Genomic DNA, 19,106 nt, shown 5'->3' on the forward strand with positions numbered 1-19,106 from the left:
TGATGGATGACATCTATCCGGTGAGTGCGGCAGCGGCGGCGGGGACGCGGTGCGATGCGGCCACCTATGCGGCGATGCACGGGCAGGCGCTGGCCGATCCGGACACTTTCTGGCGCGGGCAGGTTGATCGTTTGCAGTGGGTGCGCAAGCCGCGGGTGATGGGCAACTGGCGCTGGGACCCGGTGAACATCCGCTGGTTCGAGGATGGGGTGCTGAATGTCAGCGTGAACTGTCTGGATCGCTGGGCGGCCGCCGATCCGGAGCGGCTGGCGATCATCTGGGAGGCGGATGATCCGGCGGTGCCGAACCGGCGGCTGAGCTATGGCGAGTTGCTGGGGGAAACCTGCCGGATGGCGAATGCGCTGGCCGACATGGGCGTGCGGCGCGGCGACCGGGTGACGATCACCATGCCGATGATCCCGGAGGCGGCGGTGGCGATGCTGGCCTGCGCGCGGCTGGGCGCGGTGCACAGCGTGGTGTTCGGCGGCTTCAGCCCGGAGGCGATCGCCGGCCGGATTGCCGATGCCGACAGCCGTTTCGTGGTGACGGCGGATGCCGGGATGCGCGGCGGCAAGGTCGTGCCGCTGAAGGCCCATGTCGATGCCGCGCTGGCGATCGAGCCACGGGTGGCGGCGGTGCTGGTGGTGCGCCATAGCGGCGCCGAGGTGGCGATGGTGCCGGGGCGCGACCGCTGGTGGCATGAGGTGCGGGGCGGGGTGGCGAAAGTGTCACCGCCGGAGCCGATGGGGGCGGAGGATCCGCTGTTCATCCTCTATACCAGTGGCTCCACCGGCAAGCCGAAGGGCGTGCTGCATACACAGGCGGGCTATCTGCTGTGGGCGAACCTGACGTTCGAGACGGTGTTCGATTATCGTGCGGGCGAGCTGTTCTGGTGCACGGCGGATGTGGGGTGGGTGACCGGGCACAGCTATATCGTCTACGGCCCGCTGTCCGCGGGGGCGACGGTGCTGATGTTCGAGGGGGTGCCGACCTGGCCGGAGGTGGACCGCTTCTGGGCGGTGGTGGCGAAGCACAAGGTCAATATCTTCTATACGGCGCCGACGGCGCTGAGGAGCCTGATGCGCGAAGGCGAGGCGCCGGTTGAGCGGCACGACCTGTCGAGCCTGCGGCTGCTGGGGACGGTGGGGGAGCCGATCAATCCCGAGGCCTGGCGCTGGTATCACCGGGTGGTGGGCAAGGGGCGGCTGCCGATCGTCGACACCTGGTGGCAGACCGAGACCGGCGGCGCGATGATGACGCCGCTGCCCGGCGCCCATCCGGCGAAGCCGGGGGCGGCGGGGTTCCCATTCTTCGGGGTGGCGCCGGCGCTGGTGGATGCGGACGGGCGCTTCATCGAGGGCAATGATGTCAGCGGCAACCTGGTGCTGACGGCGAGCTGGCCGGGGCAGGCGCGGACGGTTTATGGCGATCACCAGCGCTTTGTGGAGACCTATTTCACCGCCTATCACGGGCTGTATTTCACCGGCGACGGCGCGCGGCGCGATGCCGACGGGCAATGGTGGATCACGGGGCGGGTGGATGACGTGATCAACGTGTCCGGCCACCGGCTGGGGACGGCGGAGGTGGAGAGTGCGCTGGTGGGCCATGCGGCGGTCGCCGAGGCGGCGGTGGTGGGGTTCCCGCACGACATCAAGGGGCAGGGCATCTATGCCTATGTCACGCTGAAGGCGGGGGTGGAGGGTTCGGACGCGCTGGTGGCGGATTTGCGGGCCGAGGTGCGGCGCAGCATTGGGCCGATTGCCTCGCCCGACCATATCCATCTGACGCCGGCGCTGCCCAAGACGCGCAGCGGCAAGATCATGCGGCGGATTTTGCGCAAGATCGCGGAGAATGAGCATGGCAGCCTGGGCGATGTGAGCACGCTGGCGGACCCGGCGGTGGTGGAGGCGCTGGTGGCGGGGCGGTTGAACCGGTAGAGTGTTCGTGTATATTGGATATACGAGGTGTGACAAAGGCGGTTGCGAAAAGCAGGACATTCCAGTCTGGCAACAGCGAGGCGGTTCGCTTGCCGCGCGGGCTGGGGTTTGGCGTGGGAACCGATGTGCGGATCGAAAGGCGCGGCGATGAGGTGGTGATCGCGCCGCTGTCGCCGGAACGGCTGAACTTCGCCGAGATGGTCGCGAGAATGCGCAAGCTGGGGGTGCCGGCGGATGGCGTTCAGGCGCGTGAGCCGTTCGAATATCCGGAACGGCCGGGGCTGTTCGATTGATTTTGCTGGACACCAGCGTGGCCATTCCTTTGCGGGATGGTGAACCGCGATTGCTGGCCCGGATGATTGCGGCGACGGCGCTGGTGCGGGGGTTGCCACTGGCGACGTTGAACCCGGACGATTTTGCCGATGTGGCGGGCTTGCGGGTGGAGGATTGGTCGCAGGCGTAAGCGGGCCATGAAAAAGGCCGGCTGTCGGGGGGACAGCCGGCCGGTTTCAGGAGGTTCGGGCGATTACGCGCCGGGCTGGTCGCCGCCCATGGTGCGGGGCGTGGCCGGGGCCGCGCCACCCAGGCCGCCGCCGCTGCGCCGGCCCGATTTGGGAATGCCGGCGACACCGCCGATGCCCAGCGGGGGAAGCTTGGCGGCGCTGTCGGGGCGGTCGATGCTCTCGCCGGCCATGACGCGCTTGATCTCGTCCCCGGTCAGCGTCTCATATTCCAGCAGGGCATTGGCCAGGGCGTGCAGCTGGTCGATATTCTCGCTGAGGATCGACTTGGCGCGATCATAGCCCTGCATGACGATGCGCTTCACCTCGGCATCGATCAGCTGCGCGGTCTGTTCGGAGACATTCTGCTGCCGGGTGACGCTGTGGCCGAGGAACACCTCCTCCTGGTTCTCGCTGTATTGCAGCGGCCCGAGCGTGTCGGACATGCCCCATTGCGTGACCATTGCTTTTGCAAGGCCGGTCGCCATCTGGATGTCGCCGCTGGCGCCCGACGAGACCTTGTCATGGCCGAAGATCAGCTCCTCGGCGATGCGGCCGCCCATGGCGACGCTGAGGTTGGCGTGCATCTTGTCCCGGTGGTAGCTGTAATTGTCGCGTTCGGGCAGGCGCATGACCATGCCGAGCGCGCGGCCGCGCGGGATGATGGTAGCCTTGTGGATGGGGTCGCTGGCGGGTTCGTGGACGCTGACAACGGCGTGACCGGCCTCGTGATAGGCGGTCATCTTCTTCTCGTCCTCGGTCATGACCATCGACTTGCGTTCGACGCCCATCATGACCTTGTCCTTGGCGTCCTCGAACTCCTTCATGGAGACGAGGCGGCGCGAGCGGCGGGCGGCGAGGAGTGCTGCCTCGTTCACCAGGTTGGCGAGGTCGGCGCCGCTGAAGCCTGGCGTGCCGCGGGCGATGACGCGGGGGTTGACGTCGGGTGCGAGCGGCACCTTGCGCATGTGGACGGCGAGGATGCGTTCGCGCCCCTCGATGTCCGGGCGGCCGACGACGATCTGCCGGTCGAAGCGGCCGGGGCGCAGCAGGGCGGGATCGAGCACGTCGGGGCGGTTGGTGGCGGCGACGATGATGATGCCTTCATTGGCGTCGAAGCCGTCCATCTCGACCAGCAGCTGGTTCAGCGTCTGTTCGCGCTCGTCATTGCCGCCGCCCAGCCCGGCGCCGCGATGGCGGCCGACGGCGTCGATTTCATCGATGAAGATGATGCAGGGCGCGTTCTTCTTCGCCTGGTCGAACATGTCGCGCACGCGGCTGGCACCGACGCCGACGAACATCTCGACGAAGTCGGAGCCGGAGATGGTGAAGAAGGGGACGTTGGCTTCACCGGCGATGGCGCGGGCGAGCAGGGTTTTCCCGGTGCCCGGCGGGCCGACGAGCAGCGCGCCCTTGGGAATCTTGCCGCCGAGGCGGTGGAATTTCGACGGGTCCTTCAGGAAGTCGACGATTTCCTGCAGCTCCTCGCGCGCCTCGTCGATGCCGGCGACATCGTCGAAGGTGACGCGGCCGTCCTTTTGCGTGAGCATGCGCGCCTTCGACTTGCCGAAGCCCATGGCGCCGCGGCCCTGGCCATTCTGCATCTGGCGCATGAAGAAGATCCAGATGCCGATCATGATGATGAAGGGCAGCGCGCCGACGATGATCTGGCTGAGCAGGCTGGGGCGTTCCTCCGGCTGGGCGTCGAAGGTGACGTTCTTGGCGCGCAGGCGGCTGATAAGTTCGGGGTCGCCGGGGTTGTAGGTGCGGAACTCGCTGTCGTTCGCGAGTTTGCCGGCGATCTGGCGGCCGGAAATTTCGACGTTGCGGACCTGGCCCTCATCGACCTTGGTGAGGAATTCCGAATAGGCCATCTGCTGGCCGGCGGCCTCGGTCTTGGAGGGGCCCTGGAAGAGCTGCACGAGGAGCACCAGCGCGATCAGGATGCCGCCCCACATCAGCAGGTTGCGGATCAACGGGTTCTGCGGCTTTTTCGGGTCGGGCATGGCAGACTCACTTTCGGCACTCCAAATAGGGACGGCGGGGCGTCGTTGCAATTGAACAAAAGTGGGAAGACTGTTCGCCGCAATCGATGAGAGGGATGCAGGCGGGATGCTGAAACAATGGCGGAGCCGGTCACTGTGGCATGCGCTGGCCTGGCTGCTGCTGGTGGTGACGGCGATGGCTGCGGCCGGGACGCTGCTGTTCGTGGCGCTGCTGGCGATTGTCGGCTCGCTTTGACGCAGGCAATCGTTGCGGTTCCGGGCGCGGACGGGGTAAGGACGCGCGCTTGCAGCGGATGAGAGTGTGACGGTGACCCTTTTTGATCGGTTCGGCGAGGCGGTGGACGCGGCGGTGGCGGGGCTGGTGGCGGAGGGTACGCTGCCGTCGGACACTGCCTTGCCGGTGCTGACGCTGGAGCCGCCGCGCGATCCGGAGCATGGCGACCTGGCGTCCAACGCGGCGATGGCTTTGGCGAAGGCGGCGCGCGCGAACCCGCGGGTTCTGGCGGTGCGGCTGGCGGGCGCGCTGGCGCGGCATGAGGGGATCGAGAGCGCCGAGGTGGCGGGACCGGGGTTCATCAACCTGCGGCTGGCGCGCGGCGTGTGGGAAGCGGAGCTGCGCGCGATCCTGCTGGCGGGCGCGGACTATGGGCGCGGAGCGCCGGCGGCGGAGACGCTGCCGGTGAATGTGGAATATGTGAGCGCCAACCCCACGGGGCCGATGCACATGGGGCATTGCCGGGGGGCGGTGGTCGGCGATGCGCTGGCGAGCCTGCTGGCGTTCGCGGGGCACAAGGTGACGCGCGAATATTATGTCAATGACGCGGGCGGACAGGTGGATGTGCTCGCGCGATCGGTGCACCTGCGCTACCGCGAGGCGTTGGGCGAGGATGTCGGCATGATCCCGGAGAGGCTGTATCCGGGGGATTATCTGGTGCCGGTGGGGCAAGGTCTGGCGGCCGAGTTCGGCGCGCGCTTTGTCGGCGCCGGTGAGGGCGAATGGCTGGCGCTGTTCCGCACCCGCGCGGTGGCGGCGATGATGGACATGATCCGCGCCGACCTGGCGCTGCTGGGCATCCATCATGACCTGTTTTCCAGCGAGGCGGCGGTGCAGGCCTCCGGCGCGGTCGATGCGGCCGAGGCGGATCTGCGGGCGCGCGGCCTGGTCTATGACGGCACGCTGCCGCCGCCGAAGGGCGAGGTGCCGGAGGATTATGAGGCGACGGTGCTGCCGCTGTTCCGCAGCACGGCGTTCGGCGACGATGTCGACCGGCCGATCCGCAAGAGCGACGGCAGCCGGACCTATTTTGGCATCGACATGGCCTATCATGCGATGAAGGCGGGGCGCTCCAGCGCGCTGGTGAACATCTGGGGCGCCGACCATACCGGCACGGTGAAGCGGATCGAGGCCGCGGTGGAGGCGCTGACGCGAGGGCAGGTCAGGCTGGACGTGCGGCTGGTGCAGATGGTCCGGCTGTTCCGCGCCGGCGAGCCTGTTAAGATGTCCAAGCGCTCGGGCAATTTCGTGACGCTTGCCGATGTGGTGCGCGAGGTCGGCAAGGATGTCGTGCGCTTCATCATGCTGACCAAGCGCAGCGACAGCCAGCTGGATTTCGATTTCGCGAAGGTGGTGGAGGCGAGCCGGGACAATCCGGTTTTCTACGTGCAATATGCCCATGCCCGCGCCTGCTCCGCGAGGCGCAAGGCGGCGGGGATGGCGCTGCCGGCGCCGGACTTCGCGCTGCTGGACGCGGACGAGCTGGGGCTGGTGAAGCTGGCGGCGCAGTGGCCGCGGGTGGTGGCGATGGCGGCGGACGCGCGGGAGCCGCATCGCGTGGCCTTCTTCCTGCACGACCTGGCGAGCGCGTTCCATACGCTGTGGAACAGGGGCAATGATGATGCGACCAAGCGGCTGGTGATGCCGGAGGATGCGGCGTTGACGGCGGCGCGGCTGGGGCTGGCCGAGGCGATTGCCGGCGTGATCCGCACCGGGCTGGCGGTGATGGGCGTGGAAGCGGCGGAGGAGATGCGCTGATGGTGGAACGGCGCGGACCTTCACCGGCGGATGCGCGGCCGCCGTGGCTGGAGGAAGCCGAGGAGGAGGCGCCGACGCACACACTGGTGGGGCGCAACTTCCTGTGGCTGGTGGTGATCGGGCTGCTGCTGGTGGCGGTGGGCGTGGCGGTTGGCGTCGCGCTGATCGTGAAGCGCAGCGATTCGCCGATCGAGGTGCAGGCGATGGGCGGGGAGGTGCAGACTATTCCCAACCCCGGGCCGTGGAAGGAACGGCCGGAGACGCCGGGCGGAACACCGGTGGAGGGGCAGGGGCAACTGGTCTATGACGCCGGCGACGGGGCGGATCCGGGGGGGACGATCGACCTGAATGCGGTGCCCGAGGCGCCGGTGGAACGGCCGGGGACCGAGGTGATTCCGGTGACGCCGGACGGGGTGGTGTTGCCGCCGGCCGCCACCGCGCCGCCGCCCAAACCCCTGTTGCCGCCGGTGGCGGCACCGTCGAAGCCTCTGCCGCCGGCCGCAAAACCGGCGCCGATCCCGCCGGTGGCGAAGGCCGAGGTGGTGGCGAAGCCGGTGGTGGAAAAGGCGGCGCCCAAGCCGCCGGTGGTGGCGCCGAAACCGGTGGAGGTTGCCGCGCTTGGTGGCGCCGGCCTGTTGCAGCTGGGGGCATTTTCATCGGAGGCGAAGGCGCGGGAGGCGTGGAAGGGCTATTCGAAGCGCTTCCAGTATCTGGCCGGGCTGACGCCGGTGATCGCGCCGGTGGCGCGGGACGGGGTGACGCTGTATCGGCTGCGCGCCAGCGGGGCGGCGGACGCCGCCAACCTGTGTGCCCGGCTGAAGGTGGCGGGCGAGGATTGCAGCGTAGTGAACTGACGGGAACCTTCACCGCATTGTCGCATTTCTGCCCTTATCAGCAGGAGTTTCGGCGATGCGTATCCGGGCGGGTTACCAACTGACCTTTGATTGTCCGGCGCCGACGCCGGCGTTGCTGATGCTGAGCGTGCACCCGACGCGACGGGGCGACCTGCTGACGCTCGATCGCATGCTGAACGACCGCGGGCTGATGCCGCACTGCTATCACGACATGTTCGGCAACATGGTGCACCGCCTGCTGCTGCCCGAGGGGCGGACCGCCTTGTCGACGGATTTCGTGATCGAGGACAGCGGCCTGCCCGATCCGGTGATGCCGGAGCTGGCGGAGCACCGGATCGAGCGGCTGCCCGACGAGGTGATACAGTTCCTGCTGCCCAGCCGCTATTGCGATGTTGAGGCGCTGTCCGACACCGCCTGGCAAATGTTCGGCACGGTGCGGCCGGGCTGGGGCCGGGTGCAGGCGGTGTGCGATTATGTGCACGAACGCATCGCCTTCGGCTATGCCCATGCGCGGGCGACCCGCACGGCGAGCGAGGCGCATGCCGAGCGCAAGGGGGTGTGCCGGGACTATGCCCATCTGGCGGTGACGCTGTGCCGGGCACTGAACATTCCGGCGCGCTATGTCACCGGCTATCTGGGGGACATCGCGGTGCCGCCGGTGCCGTTTCCGATGGATTTCAGTGCCTGGTTCCAGGTGTTCCTGGGCGGCCAGTGGCGGACCTTCGATGCCCGGCACAATGTGCCGCGGGTGGGGCGCATCCTGATGGCGACCGGGCGCGATGCCGCCGATGTGGCGCTGAGCACGACCTTCGGCGCGGCGACGCTGGCGGGATTCGCGGTGCATACCGACGAGGTGGTGGAGGAGCGGGTGGCGCTGGCGGCCTGAGCGGAAGACGAGGGCCCCCTCCGTCATCGCCTGCGGCGCTGACACCTCCCCCACAAGTGGGGGAGGAGCTTAGAGTCTGTCCTAATTAGGTTGAGTCGATGGGGGATTCCCAAGGGGGCATGATTGTGATTCAAGCTGCTGGCTGGGCAGGAGGCCGGCAGCGATGGCACGAGCCTATTGCGATGATCTTCGAGAGCGTGTTGCGGCGGCGGTTTTGTCGGGCCGATCGGGTCGCGAGGTTGCAGCGTTGTTCGGTGTGAGCGTGGCGAGCGCGTTGAAGTGGTCGCAGCGGTTGCGGGAGACGGGCAGTGCTGGTTCGCGCCCGATGGGGGGCCGCAAGCGGCGGGTCTTGGCGGGCGAGCAGCAATGGATGCTGCTGCGGCTCGAGGAGTGCCCGCATTTGACGGTGCGAGGGTTGGCGGTGGAGTTGGCCGAACGCGGTTACCGGGTCAGCCCGAACACGGTGTGGTCGTTGCTGCGCAAGGCCGGCCACAGCTTCAAAAAAAAGCCTGTTCGCCAGCGAACAGGATCGCCCGAAGATCGCGCGGCGGCGGGCGCAGTGGCAGAAGTATCAGGGCCGGCTTGATCCAAGGCGGCTGGTCTTCATCGACGAGACCTGGGCCAAGACCAATATGACCCCGCTTAGGGGATGGTCCAGGCGTGGCAGCAAGCTCATCGCCAAGGCCCCGTTCGGCAAATGGAAAACGCTGACCTTCGTTGCCGCTCTGCGCTGTGACCGGATCGATGCGCCCTGCGTGCTCGACGGACCCATCAATGGCCAGCTCTTCACCGCCTATGTCGAGCAGTTCCTCGTCCCAACCCTCTCACCCGGCGACATCGTCATCATGGACAATCTCGGCAGTCACAAGGGGCAGGCCGTGCGCAAAGCAATCCGGGCGGCAGGCGCCAAGCTCCTGTTCCTCCCGCCCTACAGCCCCGACCTCAATCCAATCGAACAGGTCTTCGCCAAGCTCAAGCTGCTCTTACGCAAAGCCGCCGAACGGACCGTCGAGGCAACATGGAAACGCATCGGCCACCTCCTCAACGCCTTCCCTCCGCACGAGTGCGCCAACTACCTCAAAAACAGCGGGTATGCCTCAATCTAAACAGGACAGACTCTAGGCGCGCGCCCAGCCCGACTGCGTCTGCCGCACCAGCCCGCGCGCGCGCATGTCGATCAGATGCGCCAGCACGCTTCGCCCCGCTGCCGGGTGCAGCGCGCGGTCGACCGCCGCATACATCACCGCCACCATCGCGGGGATCGTCTTCTCCCCGGTCGCCAGTTGCGTCAGGATCTGCGTCTCGCGCTGCCGGCGGTGGGTGATCAGGCCGCGCACCAGCCGCTGCGGCTCGGTGATGGCGGCGCCGTGGGTGGGGTAATAGACGCCGTCATCGCGGTCCAGCAGCAGCGCCAGCGAGGCCATGTATGCCGCCATGTCGCCATCCGGTGGCGCGACGACGGTGGTGCTCCAGCCCATGACATGGTCGCCGGTGAACAGCGCCTTCTCCTCTGCCAGCGCATAGCAGAGATGGTTGGAGGTATGGCCCGGCGTGGCGACGGCGGTCAGCGTCCAGTCCGGGCCGGAAACACGCTCGCCGTCGGCCAGCACGCGGTCCGGCGCATAGCTGGCGTCGAACCCGGCGTCGGCGCGCGGGCCATCGTCGGAGAGCACCAGCGGCGCGCAGCCAATGACCGGCGCGCCGGTGGCGGCGGCGAAGGGGCGGGCCGCCGGCGAATGGTCCATGTGGGTGTGGGTGATCAGGATGGCGGCGACCGTCTCGCCGGCGACCGCGGCGTGCAGCGCGGCCAGATGCGCCTCGTCCAGCGGGCCGGGGTCGATCACGGCGACCTGTCCGCTGCCGACAATGTAGGTGCCGGTGCCGGTGTAGGTGAAGGGCGAGGGGTTTTTCGCCAGCACGCGGCGCACCCGCGGCGACAGCCGCTCGGCGACGCCGAAGGGCGCCTTGGCCAGAAGCTCGTCAATCGCGCTGTTTTCCATGCCGCTCACCCGTTGACCTTGGCCGCGCCGTGCGGAAGGATGCCCCCGCTATAGTCGGGAGAAGCGCGATGACGAAACTGTTGATGGCGGTGGCGATGCTGGGGCTGCTGGGGGCACCGGTCGCGGTGCAGGCGAAGCAATGCCGCGACGCGAACGGCAAGTTCATCAAATGCGCCGACGCCGCGCCGGCCAAGGGCACCAAATGCAAGGACGAGAAGGGCAAGTTCGCCAAGTGCGGGACACCGGGCGCCAAACCCATCTAAACCCTACAGCCGCTCCACGGTCAGCAGCGCGCCGTTCACGGCGGTGACGCGCATGGGGGTACCGGGCGCGCTGTCCGGTCCCTCCGCCTGCCAGGGGCTGTCGCCCACCTGCACCCGTCCGCGCCCGTTGACGATGGCATCCAGCACCACCACCCGCGCCCCCACCATCCGGTCGCCGCGCTGGTTCAGCGCCGGATCGTCGGACGCGATCGGGTGCCGCCGCGCCAGCCGCTTGCTGCCCAGAATGGAAAGCAGCGCGAACAGCGCGAACGCCGCCAGCTGCCATGGCGCGCCCAGGCCGAGCAGCGCGGTGGTCGCCGCGGTGATCACCGCCGCCACCGCCAGCCAGATCATGAAGGCGCCCGGCAGGAAGATTTCCACCCCGGCCAGCACCGCGGCGAGCACCAGCCACATCCACGGATTGAACAGGCTGTCTGTCATCACGGCCGCGGCCCCCAGGGCGAAGCGCCGCCATCCTTCGCCGGCAGGCCGGCGGACTTCACCAGCTCGCTGATGCCGCCGATGCTGCCGATGAGCGCGCTCGCCTCCAGCGGCAGGAACAGGGTTTTCGCGTTCGGGCTGGTGGCGAACGCCGTCAGCGCCTCGGTATATTTCTGCGCCACGAAGTAATTGATCGCCTGCGTGTTGCCGTTGGCGATCGCCTCGCTGACCATCTTGGTCGCCGCCGCCTCGGCCTCGGCGCTGCGCTCCCGCGCCTCGGCGTCACGGAAGGCCGCCTCACGCCGGCCCTCGGCTTCCAGGATCTGCGCCTGCTTGGCGCCTTCCGCCCGCAGGATGTCGGCGGCGCGCTGGCCTTCGGCCTCCAGCATCACGGCGCGCTTCTCCCGTTCCGCCTTCATCTGCCGGCCCATGGCGTTGACGATGTCGGACGGCGGCCGGATGTCCTTCACCTCCACGCGGGTGACCTTCACACCCCAGGGGCTGGTGGCATGGTCGATCACGCTCAGCAGCCGGGCATTGATCTCGTCGCGCTTCGACAGCGTCTCATCGAGGTCCATGCTGCCCATCACCGTGCGCAAATTGGTCTGCGACAGGTTGGTGGTGGCGACCACCAGGTCGCTGACCTCGTACGCCGCCTTCGCCGCTTCCAGCACCTGGTAGAAGACGACGCCGTCGACCGCGACGATGGCATTGTCCTTGGTGATGATTTCCTGCGTCGGGATGTCCAGCACCTGCTCCATCATGTTCACGCGCCGGCCGACGCGGTCGATGAAGGGGATGATCAGGCTGAACCCCGGTTTCAGCGTGGTGGTGTAGCGGCCGAAGCGTTCGAGCGTATATTCAAAGCCCTGCCGCACCACGACGACCGCCTGGCTGACCGCCACGACGGCCAGCACGAACAGCACGAGGGAGAAGATGGCGCCGCCTTCCATGGGGTGACCTTTGCGTTGGATCGCAACAATCTACCCGCACGGAAGGCACGCCGATAGCGAAATCGGCGGCGCGATCCGCGGTCAGGCGATGGCCGCCCGCCGCCGACGCAAGGTGCCGCCCACGAGGCCGAAGCCGGCGATCAGCATCGCCCAGGTGGCGGGTTCGGGAACCATGCTGCCATATTGCAGGTGATCGACTTCCCAATCGGTGCTGAACGGCATGGTGATGGTGATGGACCCGATGCCGCCGGGATTGATCACGCCGAAGAAACGATCCTCCGCCGTGGTGCCGTTGGCGACGCCGTCCCCGACCGTGGCGGACAGCGTGCCGAGCGCATTGCCCAGGCCATCGACCGCGCTGAAGCGCACCGGGCCGACGCCGGCGAAGCTGCCGCAGCATTCGCCGTCGCTGAACCCCAGGTCGGTCCAGACGATCCCGGCGTGGGTGGGCAGCGCGCCGTGCAGCGCGGCATAGTTGGCGAAGCTGAAGGTGACCGAATAGGACCCGTTCGAATACCAGCTGCCCGGCGTGGAGCCGTTGCCGCCGACCGAATCGATGAGCGTGCCGAAGTTCAGCCAGCTGCCCGCGCTCGCGGTCACCTCGCTGGTGTCGAGGCCCTGATTGTCAAAGGTCTGCAAGGTGAAAAGGCTGAAAGTGCCGCCGTTGAACGGGCTGTCGGCGAAGGACAGATAGGGGGATGGCCCCAGCAGCGTTGCCGCGGACGCGGGAATGGCAAGACAGGCAGCGGCAACCGCCGCGAACAGACGCAATTTCATGACCGACCCTTTCATGCGGGCGCACGGCAAACCTCCATCTGCCGCACGGCGCGTGCCAATTTCCCTAGCCGATTTCCCTTCATTGTTGAAGCGGCAAAAAGGTAAACAAGGATTAAGGGCAACGGGCCTGGACGCGGGCGCGGCGCTTTGACTTGCGGCGCCGAACCGGCTTGAAGCGGCGGGCAACAGGAGAAGCCCATGCCGTCCCAACGCCCGCGCCGCAGCATCCTCTACCTTCCCGGCAGCAATGCCCGCGCCATCGAGAAAGCCCGCGACCTGGAGGCCGATGTGGTGATCATCGACCTGGAGGATGCCGTCGCGCCCGCGGCCAAGGAGGCGGCGCGGGAGGCGGCGGTGGCGGCGGTCAGGGCCGGCGGCTGGGGCCGGCGGGAAATCGCCATCCGCGTCAATGGCCTGGCGACGCCGTGGAGCGAGGCGGACTTCGCCGCGGTCGCCGCCTCTGGCGCCGATGTGCTGGTGGTGCCCAAGATCGACGGCGCGACCGATGCCGCCGTCGCCGTGGCGCGCGCCGGCGGCCTGCCGGTGTGGCCGCTGATCGAGACCCCGCGCAGCGTGCAGGCGGTGGACGCCATCGCCGATGTGGCGGGCATCGAGGGGCTGGTGTGCGGCTTCGCCGACCTGACCAAGGACCTGCGCGCCAGGCCGGGCGCCGATCGCGCGCCGCTGCTCTACGCCGCCAGCCGCATCGTCAACGCCGCGCGCGCCAGCGGCATCCTGGCGTTCGACGGCGTGTTCGTGGACATCCAGGACGAGGCCGGGCTGGAGGCCGAGACGCGGCAAGGACTGGCGCTGGGGTTCGATGGCAAGACCTGCATCCACCCCTCCCAGCTCGCCACCGTCAACCGCCTGTTCAGCCCCACCGCCGAGGAAGTGGCGCACGCGCAGGGCGTGATCGAAGCGCATGCGACAGCGGTTGCCGAGGGCAGGGGCGTCGCCACCTTCAAGGGCAAGCTGATCGAGGTGCTGCACGTGGTGGAAGCCAACCGCGTGCTGAAAGTGGCCGAGGAAATCGGCGGCATCGGCGCCGCCACGCTGGAGATCGCGAGCGAGATCTGAGGATCACGCGACCCGGGATCAGCCTGTCGTTCCGAACCCAAAAAAACACGCCGTCCACCACGCCGGGTGCCACGCCGCCGGCCACGCCGGCCCCTCATCGCCCCTGCCGGACAATGGACGGAGATGACGGTGTCGGATGGCAAGGCAGGCGGTCGCCTGCAATCGATCGACGCGCTGCGGGCGCTGGCCCTGTTCGGCGTGATCGTGATGAATTTCGGGGCGATGGTGATGCGGTTCGACGGGCCGAACATCCGGCTGCACGCGGGTGGCGCCGATCTGGCGGCGATGGCGTTCAGCCTGATCCTGATCCAGGGCAAGGCACGGATGCTGTTCGCCATGCTGTTCGGCATGGGCATCGCCATCAGCCTGGCGCGCGGCGCGGCGTCGGGTCGCCCGGCGGGCATCATCCATGCACAACGCATGGCCGCGCTGTTCCTGATCGGGGTGCTCAACCAGCTCTTCCTGTTCTGGGGTGACATCCTGGCCACCTATGCCATCCTCGGCCTGCTGCTCTGGTTCGCGCGCGACTGGCGACCGGCGGCGCTGCTGCGGGTCGGGCTGCTGCTGGTGCTGGGATCGCCGCTCCTGCTGGCGGCCATCGAACTGCTGGCGGGGCCGGTGCCCAGCCTCGTGCCGCTGGATGGGAAGGCCTTCGCGGCAGCGGGCCGCGCGCTGTTGCTGCACGGCGACTGGCTCGACCGCCTGGACTTTTTCGCCGGCCAGGCCTGGTTCCGGCGCGGCACCGATACAGCCCATGCCGTGCTGGCGGACATCACACTGCTGGGCACTTTCCTGATCGGGGCGTGGGTGGCACGGGTCGGGCTGCTGACCGATCCGGCGGCGCATCGGCCCTTACTGCGGCGCGTGGCGATCGGCTGCATCCCGATCGGGTTGCTGGTGTGCATCGTCAACGCCGCGCGGCTGGGCGGCATCGCGCTGTCGCCGGTGGCGAGCGCGCTGGTCAGCGCGGCCTATGTCGGCATCGCGATCTTCGCCGCCGGCTATGCCGCCCTGTTCACGCTGTGGTTCGCGCGCGGCGGGCGGCGGGTGGAGGCGCTGCTGGCACCCGCCGGGCGCATGGGGCTGACCAACTATCTCGCCTCCGGCGCGATCGGCTGCGCGCTCTTCTACGGCCATGGCCTTGCGCTGATGGGCGATGTCGGCATGCTGGACACGGTGCTGCTGGCGGCGGCGACCTTCGCCCTGCTGCTGGCTGTCAGTCACCTCTGGCTCGGCGCCTTCCGCCTGGGGCCCGCCGAATGGCTGTGGCGGTGGCTGGCGGGCGCGCGGCTATCGCGCCGGCGGCCCGTGGAAGCGCACTGAGTCGCCATCGACCGTTAGCGTTGCATCGGTGAATTCCCGTTTCACATGCGCCATCTGCAGTTCGCCATGGCGCGCCCCGCGGATCGTCCCCGCCTCCCTCGGGCCGGCGGGCGTATGCGCCATGATCGCGGTGCCCGGCGCGTGCGCGCTGGCGGTGACCAGCGCCACCAGGCTGCGCCGCACCTTGTCGCGGTGGTGCATGCGGGCGGTGTTTTCCTGGCCGACATAGCAGCCCTTGGTGAAGCTGACGCCGCCCAGCGCCTCGGCATTGGTTTCCAGCCAGAGCAGGTCGGTGGCTTCGTCGCCATCGGGCAGGCCCAGGGTGAGGCGATGGACATGCCAGTCCTCCAGCGCGGCGGTGGGTTCGGCCGCGCCCGGCGGCGCCGCGAACCGCCGGTCGCCTCCGCCCCATTGCGCGAACACGGCCAGCGCGGGTTCCGGCGCGACGCGCACATCCCTGCGCAGTTTATACAGGGTGAGGCGTTTCGCCAGTGCATCGGCCTGCGCCGCCGGCAGGTCGATCAGCACGTCCCCGCCATCGGCATGCAGGAAGAAGGCGAACAGCGTCTTGCCCTGCGCGCTCAGGTGCCCGGCATAGAGCGGCGCATCGGGGCCGAGCAGCGCGATGTCGTTGGTGATCTGCCCTTGCAGGAAGGACCGCGCGTCGGCGCCGGAAAGCCGCAGCAGCGCGCGGTCGGAAAGATGGGCAAGCGGCATGATGATGGCTAGATAGGCGTGAAACCGGAGTCGGTGAAGGGCAGCGATGGCAGGCTTTGAGACGATCTTTCGCGGCGGCAGCGTCTGGACGCCGGCGGGGCCGGAGACCATCGATGTCGCGGTCAGCGGCGGCAAGGTGGCGGCGCTGCTGCCGCCGGGCGGCGGTGCTGCCGGCAAAAGCGTCGATTGCAGCGGGCTGACCCTCCTGCCCGGCGCCATCGACACCCAGGTGCATTTCCGCGAGCCGGGGCTGGAGCACAAGGAGGATCTGGAAAGCGGCAGCCGCGCCGCGGTGCTGGGCGGCATCACCGCGCTGTTCGAGATGCCGAACACCAAGCCCAATACCGACAGTGCCGAGGCGCTGGCCGACAAGCTGGCCCGCGCCAGGGGCCGGATGTGGACCGATCATGCCTTCTACATGGGCGCGACCGGCGACAATGCGGAACTGCTGGGCGAGCTGGAGCGCGTGCCGGGCTGCTGCGGCGTGAAGGTGTTCATGGGCGCGTCGACCGGCAGCCTGCTGGTGCCGGACGACGAGACGCTGGCACGGGTGCTGGCGCATGGCCGGCGCCGCGTGGCGATCCATGCCGAGGACGAGGCGCGGATGCAGTCCCGCGCCAACCTGCGGGTCGCCGGCGATCCCGCAAGCCATCCGGTGTGGCGCGACGACGAAAGCGCGATGCTGGCGACCCGGCGTGCCGTCACCCTGGCGCATCGATACCGCCGCCGCGTGCATATCCTGCATGTGACGACGCCGGCGGAGCTGGAGTATCTGGCGCAGCACAAGGATATCGCCAGCGTCGAGGTGACGCCGCAGCACCTGACGCTCGCCGGCGAGGAGGCCTATCCGCGGCTGGGGACGCATGCGCAGATGAACCCGCCGATCCGCAGTGGCGCGCACCGCGCCGGGCTGTGGCACTGGCTGAACCAGGGCGTGGTGGACGTGATCGGCAGCGATCATGCGCCGCACACGCTTCCCGAGAAAGCCGCGGACTATCCGGCGACACCCAGCGGCATGCCGGGCGTGCAGACGCTGCTGCCGCTGCTGCTGAACCATGTGCACGAGGGCCGGCTGACGCTGGCGCGGCTGGTGGACCTGACCAGCGCCGGCGCGATCCGGTTGTTCGGCATCGTCGGCAAGGGGCGCATCGCCGCCGGGTATGACGCGGATTTCTCGATCGTCGACCTGAAGGCGCGCTGGACGGTGGAGGAGAGCTGGCTCGCCAGCCGCTGCGGCTGGTCGCCGTTCACCGGCATGGCGCTGACCGGGAAGCCGGTTGGCACGGTGATCCGCGGCGAGCGGGTGATGTGGGAGGGCACGCTGGCGACAACCCCCGCCGGCGTGCCATTGCGCTTTGAAGAGACGATGGGAGCCAATTTGTGATGCAGGTGGATTTTGCCGGGTTTGCACCCGAAGGCGCGGTGTTGGTGGTGCTGGCGGGGCCGGACGGCGCGATGAGCGGCGGGGCCAGCGCGGCCGATGCGCTGAGCGGCGGCCAGCTGGCGCGGGCGATGGCGGCGGCGAAGTTCAGCGGCAAGGCCGGCAGCGTGCTGGAGCTGGTGGCGCCGCAAGGCATGACCGCGCCGCGCCTGCTGCTGGTCGGCCTGGGGGACATCGCCAAGGCCGACGCGGCGGTGTTCCAGTCGGTCGGCAGCGCGGTTGCGGTGAAGCTGATGACCGCCTCGGCGCATGCCGCCGTCGACCTGACCGACCTTGCCGATGCCGCCATCCCGCTGGCCGACGCGGCGGCGCACATCGCCCATGGCGCCAGCCTGCGCGCCTGGCGCTGGGACAAGTACAAGACCAAGCAGCCGGAAGCGGAAAAGGCCCTGTTCCGGCAGCTGACGCTCGTTGGCTCGGCACCCGGCGCCGCGGAGGCGCATGCGGCGCTGACCGCGGTGGAGGCCGGCGTGTTCCTGACCCGCGAGCTGGTGACCGAGCCGGCGAACATCATCTATCCGGAAAGTTTTGTCGCCCGCGTGCGTGCGGCCGTCGAGCCGGCGGGCGTGAAGGTGACGGTGCTGGGCGAGGCGGAGATGACCGCGCTGGGCATGGGCAGCCTGTTGGGCGTGGGCCAGGGCAGCCGGCGCGAATCGCAGCTGCTGGCGATGGAGTGGAACGGCACCGGAGACGCCGAGGCGAAGCCCGTGGTCTTCGTGGGCAAGGGCGTGTGTTTCGACACCGGCGGCATCAGCATCAAGCCGGCCGCCGGCATGGAGGACATGAAGTGGGACATGGGCGGCGCCGGCGCAGTGGCCGGCGCGATGCTGGCGCTGGCCGGGCGCAAGGCCCGCGCGCGGGTGGTCGGCGTCTGCGGCCTGGTGGAGAACATGCCCGCCGGCAATGCGCAGCGGCCGGGTGATGTCGTGACCAGCATGAGCGGCCAGACCATCGAGGTGATCAACACCGATGCGGAGGGGCGCCTGGTGCTGGCGGACGCGATCTGGTGGGCGCAGGAAACCTACAAGCCCGAGGTGGTGGTCGACCTGGCGACTCTGACCGGGGCGATCATCGTGTCGCTGGGCCATGAATATGCCGGGCTGTTCAGCAATGATGACGGCCTGGCCGCGCAACTGACAGCCGCCGGTACCGCGACGGCCGAGAAATTGTGGCGGCAGCCGCTGAGCGAGGTGGGCGGCCCCTATGACAAGCTGACCGACAGCGCGATTGCCGACATGAAGAATGTCGGCCCGCGCGAGGGTGGCAGCATCACCGCGGCGCAGTTCATCCAGCGCTTCGTGCAGCCCGGGGTGAAGTGGGCGCATCTGGATATCGCCGGCACGGTATGGAAATCCAAGGCCGACACGCTGCACGACAAGGGCGCGACCGGTTTCGGCGTGCGGTTGCTGGACCGGTTCGTGGCGGATACCGCTGAGGGCGCGTGACCGATATCGGTTTCTACCACTGCACCCGGACGCCGGCGGCGGATGCGGCGCTGAAGCTGGTGGTGCGCGCGCATGCCAGCGGCGCGCGGGTGCTGCTGTGGGCCGACGAGGTGGCGCTGACGGCGATGGACGCGGCGTTGTGGAGTTTCGATGCGGCCAGCTTCGTGCCGCACGGTCGGGATGACGCCGCCCGACAGCCGGTCTTGCTGGCCAGCGAACCGCAAGCGCTGAACGGCGCCGACCACCTGATCAGCCTGGGGCGCGGCGTGCCGCCGGGGTTCGAGGGCTTCACCCGCCTGTTCAACCTGTTCGAGGAAGGCAGCGACGCCCATGCCCGGGCACGCGCGGACTGGAAGGCGATCGGCGGGCGCGACGGCGTGACCCGCACCTATTGGCAGCAGGGCGAGCGCGGCTGGCAGAAGGCGGGTTAGGCCATTTCCCAAGACTTGTGCAC

20 protein-coding genes are annotated in these 19,106 nt (G+C 68.7%); 14 read left to right on the top strand and 6 right to left on the bottom strand.

Annotated elements, in window-relative coordinates; all coding sequences use genetic code 11:
- The first annotated feature begins 2 nt into the window (after positions 1 to 2).
- The 3 genes from acs (at position 3) to H3309_RS15785 (ending at position 2,400) form a co-directional block, all read left to right on the top strand.
- Positions 3 to 1,937, top strand: a complete 1,935-nt coding sequence (acs, locus tag H3309_RS15775) for an acetate--CoA ligase (RefSeq protein WP_182295921.1) — start codon at positions 3 to 5, stop codon at positions 1,935 to 1,937.
- Between the two features lie 125 nt (positions 1,938 to 2,062).
- Complete coding sequence (locus tag H3309_RS15780) at positions 2,063 to 2,230, top strand: hypothetical protein (protein WP_182295923.1); 168 nt, start codon at positions 2,063 to 2,065, stop codon at positions 2,228 to 2,230.
- 17 nt (positions 2,231 to 2,247) lie between these two features.
- The gene (locus tag H3309_RS15785; protein ID WP_182295925.1) at positions 2,248 to 2,400 is read left to right on the top strand and encodes a PIN domain-containing protein; all 153 of its coding nucleotides are present in this window, start codon (positions 2,248 to 2,250) and stop codon (positions 2,398 to 2,400) included.
- 63 nt (positions 2,401 to 2,463) lie between these two features.
- On the opposite strand, the gene ftsH is transcribed toward H3309_RS15785, so the two are convergent.
- Complete coding sequence (gene ftsH / locus H3309_RS15790) at positions 2,464 to 4,443, bottom strand: ATP-dependent zinc metalloprotease FtsH (protein ID WP_182295927.1); 1,980 nt, start codon at positions 4,441 to 4,443, stop codon at positions 2,464 to 2,466.
- Positions 4,444 to 4,549: 106 nt separating this feature from the next.
- Here ftsH and H3309_RS17585 point away from each other — a divergent pair, with 106 nt between their 5' ends.
- The 5 genes from H3309_RS17585 to H3309_RS15810 all read left to right on the top strand — a co-directional run bounded on the left by H3309_RS17585 (position 4,550) and on the right by H3309_RS15810 (position 9,321).
- Positions 4,550 to 4,678: a hypothetical protein gene (locus tag H3309_RS17585; RefSeq protein ID WP_256401486.1), complete on the top strand. Its 129-nt coding sequence runs from the start codon at positions 4,550 to 4,552 to the stop codon at positions 4,676 to 4,678.
- A 72-nt stretch (positions 4,679 to 4,750) separates the two neighbouring features.
- Positions 4,751 to 6,475, top strand: coding sequence for an arginine--tRNA ligase (gene argS / locus H3309_RS15795; RefSeq protein ID WP_182295929.1), 1,725 nt, complete (start codon positions 4,751 to 4,753; stop codon positions 6,473 to 6,475).
- Positions 6,475 to 7,329, top strand: coding sequence for an SPOR domain-containing protein (locus H3309_RS17700; RefSeq protein ID WP_182295931.1), 855 nt, complete (start codon positions 6,475 to 6,477; stop codon positions 7,327 to 7,329). The genes argS and H3309_RS17700 overlap by 1 nt, the downstream gene beginning before the upstream one ends.
- Before the next feature lie 55 nt (positions 7,330 to 7,384).
- Positions 7,385 to 8,215 carry a transglutaminase-like domain-containing protein gene (locus H3309_RS15805; protein WP_182295933.1) on the top strand — a complete coding sequence of 277 codons (831 nt, stop codon included), beginning with the start codon at positions 7,385 to 7,387 and terminating at the stop codon, positions 8,213 to 8,215.
- A gap of 163 nt (positions 8,216 to 8,378) precedes the next feature.
- A protein-coding gene (locus H3309_RS15810) for an IS630 family transposase (RefSeq protein ID WP_182295935.1) occupies positions 8,379 to 9,321 on the top strand; the annotation gives its coding sequence in 2 pieces (ribosomal slippage) (positions 8,379 to 8,714 and positions 8,716 to 9,321; 942 coding nt in all).
- A gap of 12 nt (positions 9,322 to 9,333) precedes the next feature.
- Here the strand turns inward: H3309_RS15810 and H3309_RS15815 are convergent.
- Positions 9,334 to 10,215, bottom strand: coding sequence for an MBL fold metallo-hydrolase (locus H3309_RS15815; protein ID WP_182298853.1), 882 nt, complete (start codon positions 10,213 to 10,215; stop codon positions 9,334 to 9,336).
- A 68-nt stretch (positions 10,216 to 10,283) separates the two neighbouring features.
- On the opposite strand from H3309_RS15815, the gene H3309_RS15820 reads away from it, so the two are divergent.
- Positions 10,284 to 10,478, top strand: a complete 195-nt coding sequence (locus H3309_RS15820; protein ID WP_207791528.1) for a hypothetical protein — start codon at positions 10,284 to 10,286, stop codon at positions 10,476 to 10,478.
- A 3-nt stretch (positions 10,479 to 10,481) separates the two neighbouring features.
- On the opposite strand, the gene H3309_RS15825 is transcribed toward H3309_RS15820, so the two are convergent.
- The 3 genes from H3309_RS15825 to H3309_RS17475 all read right to left on the bottom strand — a co-directional run bounded on the left by H3309_RS15825 (position 10,482) and on the right by H3309_RS17475 (position 12,649).
- Positions 10,482 to 10,919, bottom strand: a complete 438-nt coding sequence (locus H3309_RS15825; protein ID WP_182295937.1) for an NfeD family protein — start codon at positions 10,917 to 10,919, stop codon at positions 10,482 to 10,484.
- A complete protein-coding gene (locus H3309_RS15830) occupies positions 10,919 to 11,872 on the bottom strand; it encodes an SPFH domain-containing protein (protein ID WP_182295939.1) in 954 nt (317 codons plus the stop codon). Before H3309_RS15830 ends, H3309_RS15825 begins: the two co-directional genes overlap by 1 nt.
- 81 nt (positions 11,873 to 11,953) lie before the next feature.
- Entirely contained in the window at positions 11,954 to 12,649 is a 696-nt protein-coding gene (locus tag H3309_RS17475) for a PEPxxWA-CTERM sorting domain-containing protein (protein ID WP_182295941.1), read from the bottom strand.
- 198 nt (positions 12,650 to 12,847) lie between these two features.
- Between H3309_RS17475 and H3309_RS15840 the strand changes: the two genes are divergently transcribed.
- Positions 12,848 to 13,726 (top strand): HpcH/HpaI aldolase/citrate lyase family protein, encoded by an 879-nt coding sequence (locus tag H3309_RS15840; RefSeq protein WP_182295943.1) that lies wholly within the window; start codon positions 12,848 to 12,850, stop codon positions 13,724 to 13,726.
- A gap of 123 nt (positions 13,727 to 13,849) precedes the next feature.
- Positions 13,850 to 15,049, top strand: coding sequence for a DUF418 domain-containing protein (locus H3309_RS15845; RefSeq protein ID WP_182295945.1), 1,200 nt, complete (start codon positions 13,850 to 13,852; stop codon positions 15,047 to 15,049).
- Here the strand turns inward: H3309_RS15845 and ygfZ are convergent.
- Positions 15,017 to 15,766 (bottom strand): CAF17-like 4Fe-4S cluster assembly/insertion protein YgfZ, encoded by a 750-nt coding sequence (ygfZ, locus tag H3309_RS15850; protein WP_182295947.1) that lies wholly within the window; start codon positions 15,764 to 15,766, stop codon positions 15,017 to 15,019. The two genes, H3309_RS15845 and ygfZ, sit on opposite strands and share 33 nt — an antisense overlap.
- A 46-nt stretch (positions 15,767 to 15,812) precedes the next feature.
- On the opposite strand from ygfZ, the gene H3309_RS15855 reads away from it, so the two are divergent.
- Genes H3309_RS15855 through H3309_RS15865 form a run of 3 tightly spaced genes read left to right on the top strand, consistent with a single transcriptional unit; the run spans position 15,813 to position 19,083 of the window.
- The gene (locus tag H3309_RS15855; protein ID WP_182295948.1) at positions 15,813 to 17,150 is read left to right on the top strand and encodes a dihydroorotase; all 1,338 of its coding nucleotides are present in this window, start codon (positions 15,813 to 15,815) and stop codon (positions 17,148 to 17,150) included.
- Positions 17,150 to 18,652 (top strand): leucyl aminopeptidase, encoded by a 1,503-nt coding sequence (locus H3309_RS15860; protein WP_182295950.1) that lies wholly within the window; start codon positions 17,150 to 17,152, stop codon positions 18,650 to 18,652. The genes H3309_RS15855 and H3309_RS15860 overlap by 1 nt, the downstream gene beginning before the upstream one ends.
- A complete protein-coding gene (locus tag H3309_RS15865) occupies positions 18,649 to 19,083 on the top strand; it encodes a DNA polymerase III subunit chi (RefSeq protein ID WP_182295952.1) in 435 nt (144 codons plus the stop codon). The genes H3309_RS15860 and H3309_RS15865 overlap by 4 nt, the downstream gene beginning before the upstream one ends.
- Positions 19,084 to 19,106: the final 23 nt, after the last annotated feature.

This window comes from Sandaracinobacteroides saxicola, assembly GCF_014117445.1.
In the GTDB taxonomy this organism is placed as follows: Bacteria; Pseudomonadota; Alphaproteobacteria; order Sphingomonadales; family Sphingomonadaceae; genus Sandaracinobacteroides_A; species Sandaracinobacteroides_A saxicola.